The 15,460-nt window shown below is 72.4% G+C and carries 10 protein-coding genes and 1 pseudogene; 5 read left to right on the forward strand and 6 right to left on the reverse strand.

Annotation, left to right across the window (positions count from 1 at the left end; all coding sequences use genetic code 11):
* Positions 1-125 precede the first annotated feature (125 nt).
* A pseudogene (locus ACIRYZ_RS41825) lies at positions 126-233 on the forward strand (family 1 glycosylhydrolase); the annotation flags it as partial.
* A 230-nt stretch (positions 234-463) separates the two neighbouring features.
* Here ACIRYZ_RS41825 and ACIRYZ_RS41830 read toward each other — a convergent pair.
* The 5 genes from ACIRYZ_RS41830 to ACIRYZ_RS41850 are packed head-to-tail and all read right to left on the reverse strand — an operon-like array spanning position 464 to position 7,872.
* A complete protein-coding gene (locus ACIRYZ_RS41830) occupies positions 464-2,989 on the reverse strand; it encodes an acyl-CoA reductase (RefSeq protein WP_402953903.1) in 2,526 nt (841 codons plus the stop codon).
* On the reverse strand, positions 2,986-4,152 hold the full coding sequence (locus tag ACIRYZ_RS41835) for an acyl-protein synthase (protein ID WP_402953904.1): 1,167 nt from the start codon (positions 4,150-4,152) through the stop codon (positions 2,986-2,988). The genes ACIRYZ_RS41830 and ACIRYZ_RS41835 overlap by 4 nt, the downstream gene beginning before the upstream one ends.
* 11 nt (positions 4,153-4,163) lie before the next feature.
* Positions 4,164-5,309, reverse strand: coding sequence for a GNAT family N-acetyltransferase (locus tag ACIRYZ_RS41840; RefSeq protein WP_402953905.1), 1,146 nt, complete (start codon positions 5,307-5,309; stop codon positions 4,164-4,166).
* Positions 5,306-6,613: an MFS transporter gene (locus ACIRYZ_RS41845; protein WP_402953906.1), complete on the reverse strand. Its 1,308-nt coding sequence runs from the start codon at positions 6,611-6,613 to the stop codon at positions 5,306-5,308. Before ACIRYZ_RS41845 ends, ACIRYZ_RS41840 begins: the two co-directional genes overlap by 4 nt.
* The gene (locus ACIRYZ_RS41850; RefSeq protein ID WP_402953907.1) at positions 6,610-7,872 is read right to left on the reverse strand and encodes a phenylacetate--CoA ligase family protein; all 1,263 of its coding nucleotides are present in this window, start codon (positions 7,870-7,872) and stop codon (positions 6,610-6,612) included. The genes ACIRYZ_RS41845 and ACIRYZ_RS41850 overlap by 4 nt, the downstream gene beginning before the upstream one ends.
* 653 nt (positions 7,873-8,525) lie before the next feature.
* Here ACIRYZ_RS41850 and ACIRYZ_RS41855 point away from each other — a divergent pair.
* Positions 8,526-8,903 (forward strand): hypothetical protein, encoded by a 378-nt coding sequence (locus ACIRYZ_RS41855; protein ID WP_402953908.1) that lies wholly within the window; start codon positions 8,526-8,528, stop codon positions 8,901-8,903.
* Between the two features lie 53 nt (positions 8,904-8,956).
* Here ACIRYZ_RS41855 and ACIRYZ_RS41860 read toward each other — a convergent pair whose 3' ends face one another.
* Positions 8,957-9,049, reverse strand: coding sequence for an SHOCT domain-containing protein (locus ACIRYZ_RS41860; protein ID WP_402953912.1), 93 nt, complete (start codon positions 9,047-9,049; stop codon positions 8,957-8,959).
* A 195-nt stretch (positions 9,050-9,244) separates the two neighbouring features.
* On the opposite strand from ACIRYZ_RS41860, the gene ACIRYZ_RS41865 reads away from it, so the two are divergent.
* From ACIRYZ_RS41865 to ACIRYZ_RS41875, 3 genes are all read left to right on the forward strand, one after another.
* Positions 9,245-11,380: a SpoIIE family protein phosphatase gene (locus ACIRYZ_RS41865; protein WP_402953909.1), complete on the forward strand. Its 2,136-nt coding sequence runs from the start codon at positions 9,245-9,247 to the stop codon at positions 11,378-11,380.
* A gap of 116 nt (positions 11,381-11,496) precedes the next feature.
* Positions 11,497-14,235 carry a SpoIIE family protein phosphatase gene (locus tag ACIRYZ_RS41870; protein ID WP_402953910.1) on the forward strand — a complete coding sequence of 913 codons (2,739 nt, stop codon included), beginning with the start codon at positions 11,497-11,499 and terminating at the stop codon, positions 14,233-14,235.
* Positions 14,236-14,395: 160 nt separating this feature from the next.
* On the forward strand, positions 14,396-15,031 hold the full coding sequence (locus ACIRYZ_RS41875) for a hypothetical protein (RefSeq protein WP_402953911.1): 636 nt from the start codon (positions 14,396-14,398) through the stop codon (positions 15,029-15,031).
* Positions 15,032-15,460: the final 429 nt, after the last annotated feature.

A 15,460-nucleotide genomic window follows, 5' to 3' on the forward strand; every position in this document is an offset into this window, starting at 1 on the left:
GGCGCACGAAGTAGCCGGGTTGGTCGACCCTCTCGACTTCGCCGTCGAAATGTCGACTTGAATAAGGGTGACGTCCTGCAGTTGTGGTCCCGTCACAATGACAGCCTGTCCGACGGGCCGAGGGGTTCAATCAGTGCTTCGGAATGGTGCATGTCGACTTCGCCGCCCAACGCCGCACGTCGAGGGCGTCGTACGCCTGGTACCGAGACCTGATCGGTGCTCATCACGGCTAGAAATCGCCGAGTTGAGATCAGGACTGAACGGTTGCGTCCCGCTGAGCGCTGATCGGGGAGCAGTCGTCTACGAGGACGAAGCTGATTGAGTGTCAGGAAGCGGTCTCAGGCGTCGCGTTCCCGGCGGCACGTCGGACGACAGCAGTTGTCGGGGGCCGTGACGTGGCCACCCGGTTCGGCCCCGTGCTCGGCCGGGGGCCCGGTGTCCCGGGCCCCCGGCGCCGACGGTGTCACTCCGTGATCTGCCGCCGGTCGATCACCGTCCGCAGCTTGCCGCTGGTGGGCGTCCGCTCGAAGGCGGCGGTGCCGACCGTGTCGACCGTGCAGGTGAGCAGCCCCTCGGCCACGGCGGAACCCAGCTCGGGGATGGCGGTCAGGAAGGCGGCGCGGGCCGCCGTCGCGTCCGGGGCGTACCGCTCGTCGAGCCGGACGGTGACCTGCTCCCGGCCGTCACCGGCGTCCAGGAGCAGCTGCAGCTCGCCGCGGTAGCCGAGGTCCTCCTCCGCCACCGCGATGAAGCGCCGGACGTTGAGGAAGTACGTGCCGATCCGGACGACGTCCCCGTACCGGCCGAGGAGTTCGATCCGCGGGGTGTGGCTGCCGCAGGGGCAGACGCCCTCGACCGCGCGGCCGAGGTCGCCGATCTGGTACCTCTCCAGGCGCTGCCCGGCCCGGGTGCGGCTGGTGAAGACCAGACGGCCCGGTTGCCCGGCGGCCACCGGGCGGTCGGCCTCCGGGTCCAGGATCTCCAGGGTGTGCAGGTCGGTCAGGACGTGGTGGACCGAGCCCTCGGCGTGGGTGCACTGGTAGCCGAGCGGCCCCAGGTCGGTGCTGCCGTACGCCGCCGAGCGGATCAGTTCGACGCCGAACTCCTCGGTGAGCACCCGGCGCTGTTCCGCCGTGAAGTGCTCGCCGCCGTAGAACACCTTGCGGATCCCGCCGTACGCGCGCAGCACGGTGCTCTGGGAGTGGAACAGCTGCCAGAGGTAGGAGGGCATGCCGAACACGGTGTCCGCGCCGTACGTCACCAGCGCCTCGGCGGTGGCGGCGTGGTCGGGGCCGGCGGCGATCGGAAGCTGGCTGGCGTTGAGGCGCTCCAGGATCGAGAAGAAGCTGATGAAGCTTCCGTACATACCGCCGCAGTAGAACAGATTGGCGGCGCGGTCCCGGGCCGGATCGAACCCGGCGGCGAGCAGGCCGTCGGCGGCGGCCCGCATCTGGGTGTCGTAGTCGGCGTTGGTGAACACCGACAGGGCCGGGGCCCCGGTGCTGCCACCGCTGCGGAAGTAGAGGTGGGCGTGGACCGGCGCGAGTGTGCGCAGCTGCTCCTGCACGCCGGACTTGTCCAGCAACGGGCCGCTCGGCGCGGCAGGGACGACGGCCGGGGCCGCCAGGTCGTCGAGGCAGGCGGTGGTGGCGAAGGCCTCGTCCACGCGGACGCCGACGCGGCGGCTGTAGCGCTGGAGCGCGTAGACACCGTCGTGGGGTTCGCCGTGGTAGCTGTCGAGCATCCCGCCGACCGGGGTGACCCGCAGCACACCGGCGGCGACCACCGCCTGCGACAGCCGGGCGACGTCGGCACGGCTGCCGCCGATCGCGGCGGTCTGCAGGTAGCGGCGCATCGGGCGCAGCACGGTCATGACGGAGGTGCGGGGAAGCGGCTTGACCCAGACACTGCGGTGGAGCGGCGAGGCGGCCAGGGCGGAGCGGGTGTCGGCGAGGACGCGCCAGGAGCCGTCCTCGGCGGCGAAGAGCCGGGTGAGGCCGAGGTGTTCCTCCAGCCGGGTGAGCAGTTCGGTGGTGGTGATCTCGGCGTGCTCGGCCGGGTCGAGTTCGGGCCGGGGAAGCTTGGCGGAGGCGTCGGCGAGGTGGGCCGCGAAGCGCTCGGCGAACGAGAAGACCTCACCGTCGTCCTCGGTGTCGAGGTAGATCACCTGGGGGCTGGAGCAGGCCTGCTGCTCGAAGCGGCAGACATCGGCGGCGAGCGCGTCCAGCGTCACCCCGTCCGACCAGGCGTCGCGGGTCAGGTAGGCGAAGGAGATCCGGTGCCCCCACTCGACCAGTCGGCACCCGGCCGGGACCAGCTCGGCGACCGAGCGGACGGCGTCCTCGCCGCCCCAGACCGCCACCGCGTCGGCGGGCTCGCACAGCAGCCGCAGCCACTCGGTGCGCGCGGAGGAGAAGCGCAGCACGACGATCCGGCGGGCCAGGGCACCGGTCGGGTCGGCGGCGGCCAGCTCGGCGAGCAGGTGCTGGGCGAGCAGCGTGTCGCCGCTGCTGGTCTTCAGCACGTTGAGGTTTCCGGTGAGCAGGCCCTCGATGACGCTGAGCGGAGCGACGGCGGCCGCGTTGCCCGGGGCGATGTGGACCAGCAGCCCGACCGGCGCCCAGGCCTCGAAGGTGGTCTCCCGCGCGTCGGGCCGGGTGAGGCGCTCGGGGCGCAGTCCGCCGAGTTCGCGCCGGAGCTTTCGCTCCAGGGCCGGGCGGGCGATCGCGTCGGCGATCTCGGCGAGGGTCGCCGACGCCCCGTCCGGGTCGGAGCCGCCACCGGTGAGCTCGGCGAGCAGACGGGCGCGGACGGGGCCGCCCGGCGTGTCGAGGGCGTCGGCGAGGCGCTGGCAGGCGCTCAGCACCAGTTCGGTGGACAGGGGTTCGGCGAGGGTGCGGGCGGCGAGCGCCGGGAGCTCGGCGAGCCGGCGGGCGGCCTCCTCGTCGTCGATGAACGAGCCCTGCCAGAAGTGGGGTCCGGTGGTCACGACAGTCCCTTCAGGAGTTCGGCGGCGGCCGCCGCGCAGTTGCGGTTGCGACTGACCCCGGCGCGGCCGTGGACGGTGAACCACGGCGTGGGCAGGGGGCAGGGACACTCCTGCCCGGGGTGCAGCGAGGCGAGGTCGCCCATGACGACGCTCTGCGCCGGCACCGAGGTGATGTACGGGGAGACCAGGTGGAGGAAGCCGCGTTCGCCGTACGGCAGCGGCTCCAGGGTGCGGGTGTCGCGCACGGCCGCCCGTGACCAGACCGGGACGTGCAGACGGTGGTGCCCGCACTCGATGTACGGCACGCAGTGCTCGACCGAGCCGAAGGTGTCGCGGATCCGCTCCGAGGGGATGCCCAGCTGCTCCGTGACCTCGGCGTAGAACCGGTCCTTGCCGATCTGCTTGTCGGTGTGCCCCTTCCAGCCGCCGCCGAGCAGCACCAGGGAGCCGGCCGGCAGCTGGAGCGGCGGCAGGCCGAGGGCCCGCATCCGCTCCAGGGTGAAGTGCAGGAACGCGGGGAAGCCGAGGATCCGTACCGGCAGCCCGTCCTCGGCGTACCGCCGCAGCGCCTCGATGCAGCCGTGGACGTCGAACTCGTGGCCGCTGCCGGTGTGCCGCAGCGCGTGCGTGGTGTGGTTCGCCGGCGCGAAGTCGCAGAGGTAGTTGTCGGTGAACGAGGTACCGAGCTTCAGCTGCGGGGCGGGCTCGTAGCTGTACAGCAGGTAGTTGACGGCCTGGTCGGGCGTGATCCAGCCGTAGTGGTCGAAGATGCGGGCCACCATGCGCTGCGCGGAGCGGATCGTCCAGGTGTCGAAGAACATCTGCGACTTCTGGCCGGTGGTGCCGGAGGAGGTGAGGTGGAGGAACACCTCCTCCCGTGGGATGGAGAGCACCTCGTGCCGTTTGAAGAAGTTGGCGTGCACCAGGGGCGTGCGGATCCCCTCGCCGACGGTCGGCGCCGGGGTCTCCGCCGGGCCGTCCAGCAGCGAGCGGAGGAACGGTGAGCGCTGCGCGTGCCACGCGTTGGTCTCGGCCATCGCGGCGGCGAACAGGGCGTCGGCCTCGGGCCCGGCCGCGTACGGGGAGATCAGGTCGCACAGCTGCTGTACGTGCGGGAGCGCGGTGGGGTCGGGAACCTCGACCGGCGCGAGATGGGCATTCACGGGATGGACAGTCACGGGGCAACCTCGGGAAGGGGTAGGTAGGTCGAGGTCCAGGCGGTCAGGTAGGCCAGCAGGTACGGCTGGAGCGGGCCGCTGACGGCCGTGGTCCTGAAGTCGATCTGACGGCTGGTCCGGGACAGCACCACGTAGTCGTGGAACCGGTCGCCGATCCGGCGCATCGCCGGGTAGACGGCGCTGGGGATGAACCCGGCGGCCAGGAAGGCGCCGAGCCCGGCGGTGTCGGACAGCGGCAGCAGCGTCTCGACGTAGTCGGCGCCCGCGCGGGTGACGGCCGCCATCAGCGGCTCCAGCGCCCCCGTGACGGCTGCCGGGGACGGGTGCACGGCGACCAGCGAGCAGCTCGCCGCGACCGGGTCCAGGTCGGCGTACGCCTCGAACGCGCCGTCCGGCGGGGTGAGGACGGCGTTCGGGACGTGCAGCGGGAAGAACCGCTCTCCCGGGTCGGGGAAGAGCTCCAGGAACCGGCGGCGGACGAACCCGCGTGCGGTGATCAGCTCCATCGGCGCGGTCACCGGCGCGGTCTGCCCGGCGGGCAGGGCGGGGACGTCCAACGCGCGCGGGTGGCCGTACTCGAGGCCGGTGCTCTGCCGGGCCGCCTCCAGCAGCGGCAGCAGGGAGCCCGGCACCTGGTCGACGCCCTCCCGCAGGGCCAGGACGCCGTCGGCGTGCCGGGCGAACAGCGCGAGGCTCTCGCACCCGGCCACCTCGACGGCGTTCGGCAGCAGGCCGAGGGCCTGGAAGCCGTTGCGGGCGAAGACCTGCTGCGGGCCGGGGGTGACCACCCGGACGGTCGCGTAGATCGAGTCCAGGGCGCCGGTCGCGAAGGCGTCCCCGCACACTTCGGCGGTCAGCCGTCCGGCCAGCCCGCCGCCCCGCTGCTCCGGGTGGACCGCCAGGCCCACCAGCTTGCCGATCCGGCTGCCGGGGTCGGTCTGCACCGCCACCGACCCGGCCAGGTGGCCGGCGCCTTCGTGACGCGCGGTCAGCCAGTGGGTGTGCGGGTCGGCGATCAGACGGCGCATCTCCTCGGGGTCGCTGCCGAGCGCGACCGGATAGCCGTGGCCGTAGACGTCGAAGTAGAGCTGTCGCAGCTGCGCGACGTCCTGCGGGGCCGCGGGAGCGATCGTCACGGTCATCGCACGTCCCCGATCGGCTGCGCGGCCGGGGCCGGGTCCTCCTGCGGGGCTGCCGCGGGCTCCGAGCCGTGCGGCTCGCGCCGGCCGGTCCACCACAGCGCGGCGGCGACCGGCAGCACGCCGAGGGCCTGGACCAGGCACAGCGTCCGCGCCGGGAGGTGGTCGCCGAGCAGGCCGAAGACCAGCGACGACACCGGGAAGGTCGCCCCCAGCAGCGCCTGCATCACCGCGAAGAAGCCGGGCCGGTCGTCGGCCGGCACCAGCCGCTGGAACAGCGCCACGAACCGCACACCGATCACGCCCACGCACCAGCCGGCGACCGCCATCGATCCGACCGCCGCGGCCTGGCCGGCGGCGAGGCCGGGCAGGCCGAGCGCGGCGGCCATCAGGACCAGGCAGCCGGCCCCGACCGCGGTGGGCGCGCCCGGGAGGCGGCCGCCGGTGAACGAGCCCACCAGCGTGCCGGCGCCGAGGGCCGCCTCCAGGGCGGCGACGGTCGAGCCGTCGGCGTGCAGCACCGTCCGGGTGTACAGCGGCATCACGACGAACACCGCCGTGGTGAACACGTTGGCCGCGGTGAAGCAGAGCAACACCCGCCGGATGAAAGGCAGTTCGGACAGGATCTGGCGCAGCGGCCGGGTTCGGGCGGGTGTGTCGCTGCCCGTGGCCGGTGAGCCCGGGGCCGGGAACCGGATCGCGCCGATCAGTGAGGCCGCCAGCAGGTAGGCACCGGCGCACCCGGCGACGACGCCGGCCAGGCCCGCGGTGTCGACCACCAGCGGGCCCAGCAGCCCGCCGGCGAGCCCGGCCAGCGACTGCGTGCCGAGCTCGAACCCGGTCGCGGTCTCGATGTCGGCGTCCTCGACCAGCTCGGGAACGGACGTGGTCAGGCAGGGGTCGAAGACCGCCTGGCAGCCCGCCAGCAGCAGCGCGGCACCGTACGCGACGACCATCGGCGGCGTCGTGGCGTACGTCCAGCCGGCCGCGCCGAGGGCGACCAGACCGGCGACGGCGGCCGAGGCACCCAGCACCGTCCGGTGCGGGTGGCGGGCGATGAGCCTGGCCACCAGCGGCGCCAGCGCGACCGCGGGCAGGGTGCTGACGGCGAGGAAGGCGCCGGACGCGAGGCCGCGGTCCGGGCCGGCGGCGTAGCCCACCAGCCACCACACCGCGCCGACCTGGAACATCCGTCCGGCGGCCTGGACGAGTACCTGCGCGGCCCACACGGCGCCGAACCGCCGGTTTCGCAGGACGAGCGGCAGGCGGTGCGTGGCCGTCCCAGCGGCCGTCCCGGTGGCCGTCACGAGTGCGGCCGTTCGTCGAGGACGCGGATCAGCTTGCCGGTCCGCGCGTTGACGGTGAGCTCGTGCTGGCGCACCCACTCGACGGACAGCGGGTGGACGTACCCGGCGGCGACCGCCTCCGGGTACAGCGGCCGCGCCGTGTGGATCCCGGCCTCGACGGCGGCGGCCAGCTCGGGGAGCCCGGTGGGGTTCCCGTCGCAGGCCAGGCGCAGCACCAGCCCGTCCCGGCCGTCCCAGCGGCGCACCACCAGCTGCACGCCGGTCACCCGGCCGGCCGGGTCGGCGGTCCGGACGAGGTCGAGCACGTCCTGGGTGTACAGCGACACCGGCCCCACCCGGACGCCCTCCTGGGCCCGGCCGAGGATGCGGAACCGTCCGGCGGCGACGTCGGTCCACTCCGCGCGGTCCCCGACGGGGTAGCGCAGTACGGGCATCAGCCGTCGCCGCAGGTCGGTCACCACGACCCGGCCCGGCACGCCCTCATCGGTGATGGGCTCGCCGGTGAGGTCGTCGAGGATCTCCACCACCGTCTCCGGAGCGAACACCCGGTGCACCCGGGTGTCCGGTCCCGGCACCGGCCGACCCAGCAGCCCGGCGTCGACGGCGGCGTAACCGATCGAGGAGACGCGGGCGTTGGGGAACACCTTGGCGAGCAGTGGCTGCTGGTCCTGGTAGAGGCCCTCACCGCCGAACAACAGCAGCTCCACGTGCGGGAGTTCGCGACCGGAGGCGAGCAGGTGATCAGCGAGCGCGCACAGCGTCGTCGGGGTGCCGGCCACCACCTCGGCCTCGAACTGCTCCAGGGTCTGCGCGGTCGACTCCAGCGGCGCCGCTCCGCCGATCGGCAGCCGGACGTTGGCGACGGGCGATCGGTGCAGCGAGTCGAGGATGAAGGTGTAGCTGGCGTACAGGTCGCCCGCGTAGAAGAGATCGGCGACCCGGTGTCCCGGGCGCAGTCCGGCATCGACCAGCCCGGCGCCGAACGAGGTGGTGAACTCCCGCCACTCCTCCCGGCTGTAGAACGAGAACTTCGGCGAGCCGGTGGTGCCACCGCTCTTGAAGACCACCGCCTCCTCCAGCGGCCCGGTCAGCAGCCGGTTGCCGCGAGGCGTGTTCGCCTGCCAGAACTCGGCCTGCGGGACGACCGGAAGATCGGTCAACTTCGCCGTCCGGTCGGGTAGACCGGCGTACAGCTCCGCATAGAAGGGTGAATTGCGGCGCACGAAGCGTATGAGTTCGGCTGTCGGTTGAACGGGCATCAATTCCTGCTTTGAGGCATGCGAGGGGCGCGTGGCGCACGACCTCGCCCAATCGGTCGATGGCGATCGGCGATCCGGAGGTCTGCGGAATTCGGATTCCGCCGCGACACTTTCGGGCCGTTGGATCAGTAGGGCCGGGCTGCGGCACCGAAGGTTCCGGACAGCCGCTGATCACGGGTCAACTTGCGTGAAGTAAGGAGTACCTGGCCTCCTGTTCGCCCAAAACACAGGCTAGCACCTCTGTATGCCTTCGGATTCAAGCCTGGACCCCGTGTGGGGTCGGCAGGGCAGCGACCTGAGGCTCCATCAAGCGACTGTTCGGGGGCGGCGGGAACGGAATGGTGAGGTACATCTCACGACGGGCGGATCGATGGATGTTCCGCACTGAACGGCGGGATTCGGCCACGTCCTTTTAGTTGAATGCAAGACATTTCAGGTGCGCCTGCCGGATTGTGGAACAGATGCCGGAATTGCCACCCGCCGTTCGGGGGGTGCGGCCTCCGCCGAACGGCGGAGAGCCCGGCCGGGCCGTAGCCGAGGGTTGATGGCGAGACGTCGGACGCCGTGGTCCAGAATCGGGCGTCGATTACCGGTGATGGCCCGGCGCCTCTCCCACGGGCCTTGAGCAACACGATGTGAGGAAGCGGGTTTTGATGTCGTCCGAGAAGAGCCCGGGAACCGTTGCCGCTGCGGCGGATGAGCGGCCGGCCGATCCGGGGTCGCCGGTCGAGGCGGACCCGGGCGAGGTGGAGCCGCTACTGGACGCCGCCTCGACTCCCGGCGCGCGGTTGGCGGCGGTGGCGTACCGGGAGTCGGTGCACCTGCACCGGGACACTGCGCCGGAGGTGCGGCGCCTCAGCGGGGCGTGCGCAGTGGCGACGGCTGTGGTGGACGGCTGCCCGGTTGCTGTTACCGGCAACGGGGACACGACGGTGCGGGTGTGGGATCTGGCACCGGCCGGCAGGGCCACAGCGCCGGATGACCGGCTCGTGGTCGGATTCGGCGCGGAGGTCGTGGTCCTGGCCCGTTGAGCCCAGCCGACCTGCGGGACCAACCGCTGTGCCGCACACGGAGGGCCGGCTCGTCAGTCCTTGCCGCTCAGCAGCCGGGCCTTCGCCCAGGCGAACTCCTCGTCGCTCAGATGCCCGCTGTCGCGCAGCACCGCCAGGCGCTCCAGGCGTACTCCGGGCCAACGGCATCAGCTCCGTCCCGGCCCGAGGTCCGGTGACGGATCCCGCCGACCACCACGCACTGATCGGGGTGCCTCGATCACGCCGGACCCCGGCGGAAACGACGGGACGTACGGTGCGGGCCGAGCCACTATGGGAGAAGGCCTACGGGTTCACTGGTCGGCTCGAATGGGGTGCTCGTGATGGGCGTGCCGTGGCATCGGTCGCCGAGGACCGGACACGAGGCCGCCGAGGCTCCGGCCGGTGACGGCCTCGACGAGGCGGCGCGGATCCTGCGATCGGCGCCGACCCGACTCGGCGCGCACATCGGCGGGCTCTACCTGCTGTCGGAGGACCGGCAGGTGCTCGAACTGGCCGTGATACTGGGGGCCGGCCGGCAGTTCACCAGGCCGTGGCAGCGCATCGGCGTCGCCGCACCGGTACCGGTGGCCGAGGCGGTGCGCGGCGGCCGGGTCGTGTGGGTGGGCGGCACGGAGGACATGGCGCGCAGGTACCCGAGGGTCGCGGTCGCCATGCCGTACGCGTTCCGCCTCGCGGCTGCTCCGCTCGTCACACGGCGGACCGGGTACGGGGCCGTCTTCGTAATCTGGCCCGCCGCGCATCCCCCGGAGATGTCGCCCGGTGAGCGGGACCGGTTCGAAGAGTTCGCCGCGCGCCTGGCCGAGGTGCTGGCGGACGCGGCCCGGGCAGGCCGACCGGTCCGGGCCGGCCCGCGTCCCGAGGTGGCCGAGAGCGGTGCCGCCGCGTCTCCCACCGCGATGGCGGCACGGCTCCCGGAGGGCGTGTGCGACATCGATCTGGACGGCAGGCTGGCCGCGGTCACGCCGGCCGCCGCCGAGTTGCTGGGCGTGCCGGTCGAGCTCCTCCTGGGCGCGCGGCTGTGGGCGGTCCTGCCGTGGCTGCGGGATCCGGTCTACGAGTACCACTACCGGTCCGCGGTGACGAGCGGGCAGTCCGCCACCTTCGTCGCGTTGCGGCCACCGGACCGGTGGCTGTCGTTCGAGCTGTTCCCGGACCCGTCCGGGCTCACCGCGCGGATCGTCCCGGCCGACATCGCCCGCCGCGACCGGCCCACCGGAACACCGGCTCAGCGGGCGGTGCACACGCGGCCCGGAGCGCTGTACCACCTCCTCCACCTCGCCAGCGCGCTGACCGAGGCCGTCACCGTGCAGGACGTGGTGAGCATGGTCTCCGAGCAGATCGTGCCGGCTTTCGGCGGCCAGGCCGTGGCGGTGCTCATGCCCGAAGGCGGCCGACTGCGCATCGCGGGCCATCGTGGCTACCCGCCCGGCTTGGTCGACCGGTTCGACAGCACCCCGCTGACCGAGCCCACACCCGGTGTCCGGGCGTCCACCAATCCCGTGCCGGTGTTCTTCGAGACCCGGGCGGAACTGGAGCGGCTCTACCCGGACCGCCACGAGACGCAGGACGGGATGGCCGCCTGGGCCTATCTGCCGCTGGTGACCTCGCGCAGGCTGATCGGCACCTGCGTGCTGGCGTTCGCCGAGCCGCACCACTTCGACCTGGAGGAACGCGCCGTCCTCACCTCACTCGGCGGACTGATAGCCCAGGCCCTGGACCGTGCCCGGCTGTACGACACCAAGCTCGTCCTCGCCCAGGGCCTCCAGGAGAGCCTGCTGCCCCGTGCGCTGCCCGCCGTCCCGAGCCTGGAGGTCAGCGCCCGCTACCTGCCGTGCACCGAGGGCATGGACGTCGGAGGCGACTTCTACGACCTCATCCGGGTCGGGCCCGACACCGTGGCCGCCGTGATCGGCGACGTCCAGGGCCACAACGTCAACGCCGCCGCGCTGATGGGCCAGGTCCGTACCGCCGTCCGTGCCTTCGCCACCGCCGACGCCGATCCGAGCACGGTGCTCTCCCGCACCAACCGCCTGATGGCCGACCTGGACACGGCCTTGCTGGCCACCTGCGCCTACCTGCGCGTCGACCTCGCCCGCCGCGAGGCCTGGCTGGCCGACGCCGGCCACCCCGTGCCCCTGCGGTACGGCCCGGACGGTCGGGCGGGCGCACTGGAACCGCGCACCGGCATGGTGCTGAACGTCGACCCCGCCGCCGACTACCCGCAGATCCGCGTCGACCTGCCGATCGGTACCACTCTGGTCCTGTACACCGACGGCCTCATCGACACGCCCGGTACGGACCTCGACCAGGCGCTGGCCGAACTCATCGCCACGCTGGCCCGCCACGGCGGCGAACCGCTCGACCGGCTGGCCGATGCGCTCGTCGACCGGGCCGGGCACGGAGAGCAACGTACCGACGACGTCGCGCTGCTGCTGATCCGGTCGGTCCCCTGGTGAGCCGGGTCGGAGGGACGGAGCGAATCCGCGGCCGACGGGCGCGGCGGACCCGGGGGCGCTCGGGCGAATGCGCGGTCCGCGGTGTCCGGTTCGTGCCGGGGCGGGATCATGGGGATATGGCGAGAGACACGGGCCCCGCCCCCCGGGCTCCGGACCGAGCGAGTGGTCGTCATGGGCGGCAGCATCCCCGCCCGGTCCCGGGGGATCCTTCCGTGCGGCGTCTGCGGTCGGTGCTGAGCATCCGCAGCGTCGCCGGTCAGATGTTCCTCCTGCAGGTGTCGATCGCGCTGCTGCTCGTGGTGGCGGCGGTCGTCGCGCTTCTGATCCAGTCCCGCAGCGACCGGTTCGCGGCAGCGCGCGACCGTTCGCTCGCCGCGGCCGAGGCGTTCGCCCACAGCCCCGGACTGGTGGCGACGATGCAGGGCCCCGATCCCAGCAAGGTGCTGCAGCCACTGACCGAAGCAGCCCGTAAGGACGCCAAGGTCGACTTCATCGTGGTGACCGACCGTAACGGCATCCGCTACACCCACCCCGAACCGGAACAGATCGGCAAGAAGTTCGTCGGCACCATCGGGCCGTCGCTGCAGGGTCAGATCACCGTCGAGCAGGTGCACGGCCCGCTCGGCCTGGAGTACCAGGTGGTGGTCCCAGTGGAGGACGCCCAAGGCGGGGTCGTGGGCATCGTGTCCGCCGGGATGAAGGTCGCCAACGTCAGCAGCGCGATCGACCGCCAACTGCCGGTCGTCCTGGGCGCCGGCGTCGTCGCGCTGGGCCTCGCCACGGCCGGAACGGCGCTGGTGGGCAGACGTCTCCTGCGGCAGACCCATGGCCTGGGGCCGGAGGAGATGACCAGGATGTACGAGCACCACGACGCGGTGCTGCACGCGGTGCGCGAGGGCGTGGCCATCGTCAGCGGCGACGGCCGGGTCCTGCTGGCCAACGACGAGGCGCGCCGGCTCCTGGACCTGCCCCCCGACGCGGAGGGGCGTGCCGTCACCGACCTCGGCCTCGACCCCCGTACGGCCGAACTGCTGCTGTCCGACAGCGCGGTCACCGACGAGGTGCTCCCCGTGGGCGACCGGCTGCTGGCCGTCAACAACCGCCCCACCGACAGCGGGGGAGGACCTCCCGGCAGCGTCACCACCCTGCGTGACTCCACCGAGCTGCGCGCCCTGGCGGGGAAGGCCGAGGTCGCCCGCGGTCGACTCAGGTTGCTGTACGACGCGAGTATGACCATCGGCACCACCCTGGACGTCCGGCGCACCGCGGAGGAACTCGCCAAGATGGCCTCCCAGGGATTCTGCGACTACGCCACTGTCGACCTCGCCGAAGACGTCCTGCTCGGCGAGGAGCCACAGCCCCTGACGGCCGGTGCCATGGTGGAGCTGCGGCGGGTGGCGCTCGCGGGCATCCGGGACGATTCGCCGTTGTACCCCCAGGGCCGGCTGGTCCGGTGGGCCGGGAGTACCCCGCAGGCGTTGGGCTTCCTCAGCGGGCGATCCGCGCTGGTCCTGGAGCTGGCGACCGACGCCGGGTGGCGCATGCAGGACGTCGAGCGGACGCAGGCGGTGCTGGACTTCGGCCTGGCGTCGCTGATCGCCGTTCCGCTGACGGCGCGGGGTGTGGTGATGGGCATCGCCTGCTTCTGGCGCGGCCGGGACCGGGGCCCGTTCGAGGACGACGAGCTGTCCCTGGCCGAAGAGCTGGCCGCCCGGGCCGCCGTGTCCATCGACAACGCCCGCCGCTTCACCCGCGAGCACACCATGGCCGTCACCCTGCAGCACAGCCTGTTGCCGCGCGCGCTGCCCGAGCAGAGCGCCCTCGACGTCGCCTACCGCTACCTGCCCGCCCAGGCAGGGGTCGGCGGCGACTGGTTCGACGTCATCCCGTTGCCGGGTGCCCGGGTCGCGCTCGTCGTCGGCGACGTGGTCGGCCACGGTGTGCACGCGGCCGCCACCATGGGCCGCCTGCGCACCGCCGTCCAGAACTTCTCCACCCTCGACCTGCCGCCGGACGAGCTCCTCGGGCACCTGGACGAACTGGTCGCCCACATGGACCAGGAGGCGGCCGCGGCCGGGGGTGAGCCCGCGATCACCGGCGCCACCTGCCTCTACGCGATCTACGACCCCAGCACTGCCATCTGCGCGATGGCCCGGGCGGGCCATCCCCCGCCCGCCGTCGTTCACCCGGGCGGGACGGTGGAGCTCCTCGCTCTCCCCGCCGGTCCGCCGCTCGGCCTGAGCGGGATGCCCTTCGAAGCCGTGGAGGTGCGACTGCCGTCGGACAGCAGCCTGGTCCTCTACACCGACGGCCTCGTCGAGGACCGCACCCGCGACATCGGTGTCGGCCTGGACGTCCTCGCGAGCGTCCTGACCCGCCCCGGCCGATCGCCCCAGGAGATCTGCGAGGCCGTGCTCGACGCCCTGCTGCCCGCCCGCCAGACGGATGACATCGCCCTCCTCGTCGCCCGCACCCGCGTGCTGGAGCGCGATCGGATCGCCGAGTGGGCGGTGGCCTCGGCTCCGGAGGCCGTGGCCCAGGTTCGCGCCGATGCCACCCGACAGCTCGCCGAGTGGGGTCTCGACGAGGCCGCCTTCGTCACCGAACTGGTGCTCAGCGAGTTGGTGACCAATGCCATCCGCTACGCCACCGAACCGATCAGGGTGCGGCTGCTGTACGACCGCACGCTGATCTGTGAGGTCTCCGACACCAGCAGTACCGCCCCGCACCTGCGCTACGCGGTCGAGGACGACGAGGGCGGCCGCGGCCTGTTCCTCGTCGCCCAGCTCGCCGAACGCTGGGGCGTCCGCTACACCCCCGAGGGCAAGATCATCTGGGCCGAGCAGTTCCTGTGACGGAGAGCCCCGCCCATCGGGCCCGGCGCAGGCGGAGCTGATGATCGGCGTCCTGGTCGGCCCCTGAGGGGGGATCCCGTTCGCAGTCGTGCACATCCCCGAACGTCACGTCCCGTCGAAGGACCGTGCGCGGGTCTCCCGGCCGGGAGACCATGGCCTCATGGACAGCGAGACGATCGCACGCACCCGCCGCGCCCTGCACGCGGTGGCCGAACTGGTCCTGGCCGGCCCGCAGTACCGGGCCAGCGGCACGATCCGGCTGCGCGCCAGCCCGGGCGGTTTCGCCTCCACCGTCGAGCCGCAGCTGAGGGTGATCGGCGCGGAGCTGATCGCGCCCGGGCAGGTGTTGCCCCTCGAACGGACCACCTGCGGCGCGCTCGGCGCGGGCCTCGGGCTGACGGTCGGTGCGCCCACCGGGCTGTACCAGGACGGGTCGGGCACCACTGCCGACACTGCGATCGAGGTGGACCCGTCCGCCGCCCGCCGGCTCGCGCACTGCTTCGCGCTCGGCGACGCCGCGCTGGCCGGGTTGTTCCCGGACGCGGACCCGGTCATCTGGCCCGAGCACTTCGACATCGCTCTTAGCGCCGACGAAGTAAACTACGGCGTCTCACTCGGCGACGCGTTCGAGCCGGAGCCGTACGCGTACGTCGGCCCGCACACCCCGCGGCAGGGCGGGTTCTGGAACGCGCCGTTCGGTGCCACCCGGACGATCCGTGAACTCGGTGGTGTCCTCGGCATCACGGCCTTCCTGGACCAGGGCCGCCGGCTGGCCGTCGACGCCCGCGGGGCTTGATGCGGGTCCGGAGCGGTGGACGCTCCTGCAATTTGTGTCGGGCGCCGGGTAGGGGTACTGTCTCCCAGTCGCTCGGCAGGGAGCACCGGACACGCATCGGCGCGGACGGTCCCGGGGCGGCCAATCCTCTGAAACACCTTTCCGGTTCGCGCCGGTCGTTCTCGCGTTCTCGCGGTGCGACTCGGTGCCTATTCGGTGTGCGCGTTTTATTGGATTGCGGCTGATTCGCGTTTCGGGGCGGAGATCGGCTAGTGTTTGAAACGTCGAACGGGGCGTAAAACCTCGGAAGGCACCGGCAAGTCGGATGAAGGAAGTTCCGGAAACGGAGCGGAAGACATCTGATAAGCTGGAAACACGAAAGAACGAAGCGCCCGGAGGGCCCGCTGGAAGGCGGTCCGAAGGAAGCGTCCGTTCCTTGAGAACTCAACA

The sequence above is a fragment of the Kitasatospora sp. NPDC101155 genome (genome assembly GCF_044768305.1).
Lineage (GTDB): Bacteria > Actinomycetota > Actinomycetes > Streptomycetales > Streptomycetaceae > Kitasatospora.

Excerpts from the sequence above, each read along its gene's own strand:
- ACIRYZ_RS41875 (WP_402953911.1), top strand. The coding sequence starts at position 14,396 with ATGGACAGCGAGACGATCGCACGCACCCGCCGCGCCCTGCACGCGGTG.
- ACIRYZ_RS41870 (WP_402953910.1), top strand. The coding sequence starts at position 11,497 with ATGGCGAGAGACACGGGCCCCGCCCCCCGGGCTCCGGACCGAGCGAGT.
- ACIRYZ_RS41850 (WP_402953907.1), bottom strand. The coding sequence starts at position 7,872 with ATGCCCGTTCAACCGACAGCCGAACTCATACGCTTCGTGCGCCGCAAT.
- ACIRYZ_RS41865 (WP_402953909.1), top strand. The coding sequence starts at position 9,245 with ATGGGCGTGCCGTGGCATCGGTCGCCGAGGACCGGACACGAGGCCGCC.
- ACIRYZ_RS41840 (WP_402953905.1), bottom strand. The coding sequence starts at position 5,309 with ATGACCGTGACGATCGCTCCCGCGGCCCCGCAGGACGTCGCGCAGCTG.
- ACIRYZ_RS41855 (WP_402953908.1), top strand. The coding sequence starts at position 8,526 with ATGTCGTCCGAGAAGAGCCCGGGAACCGTTGCCGCTGCGGCGGATGAG.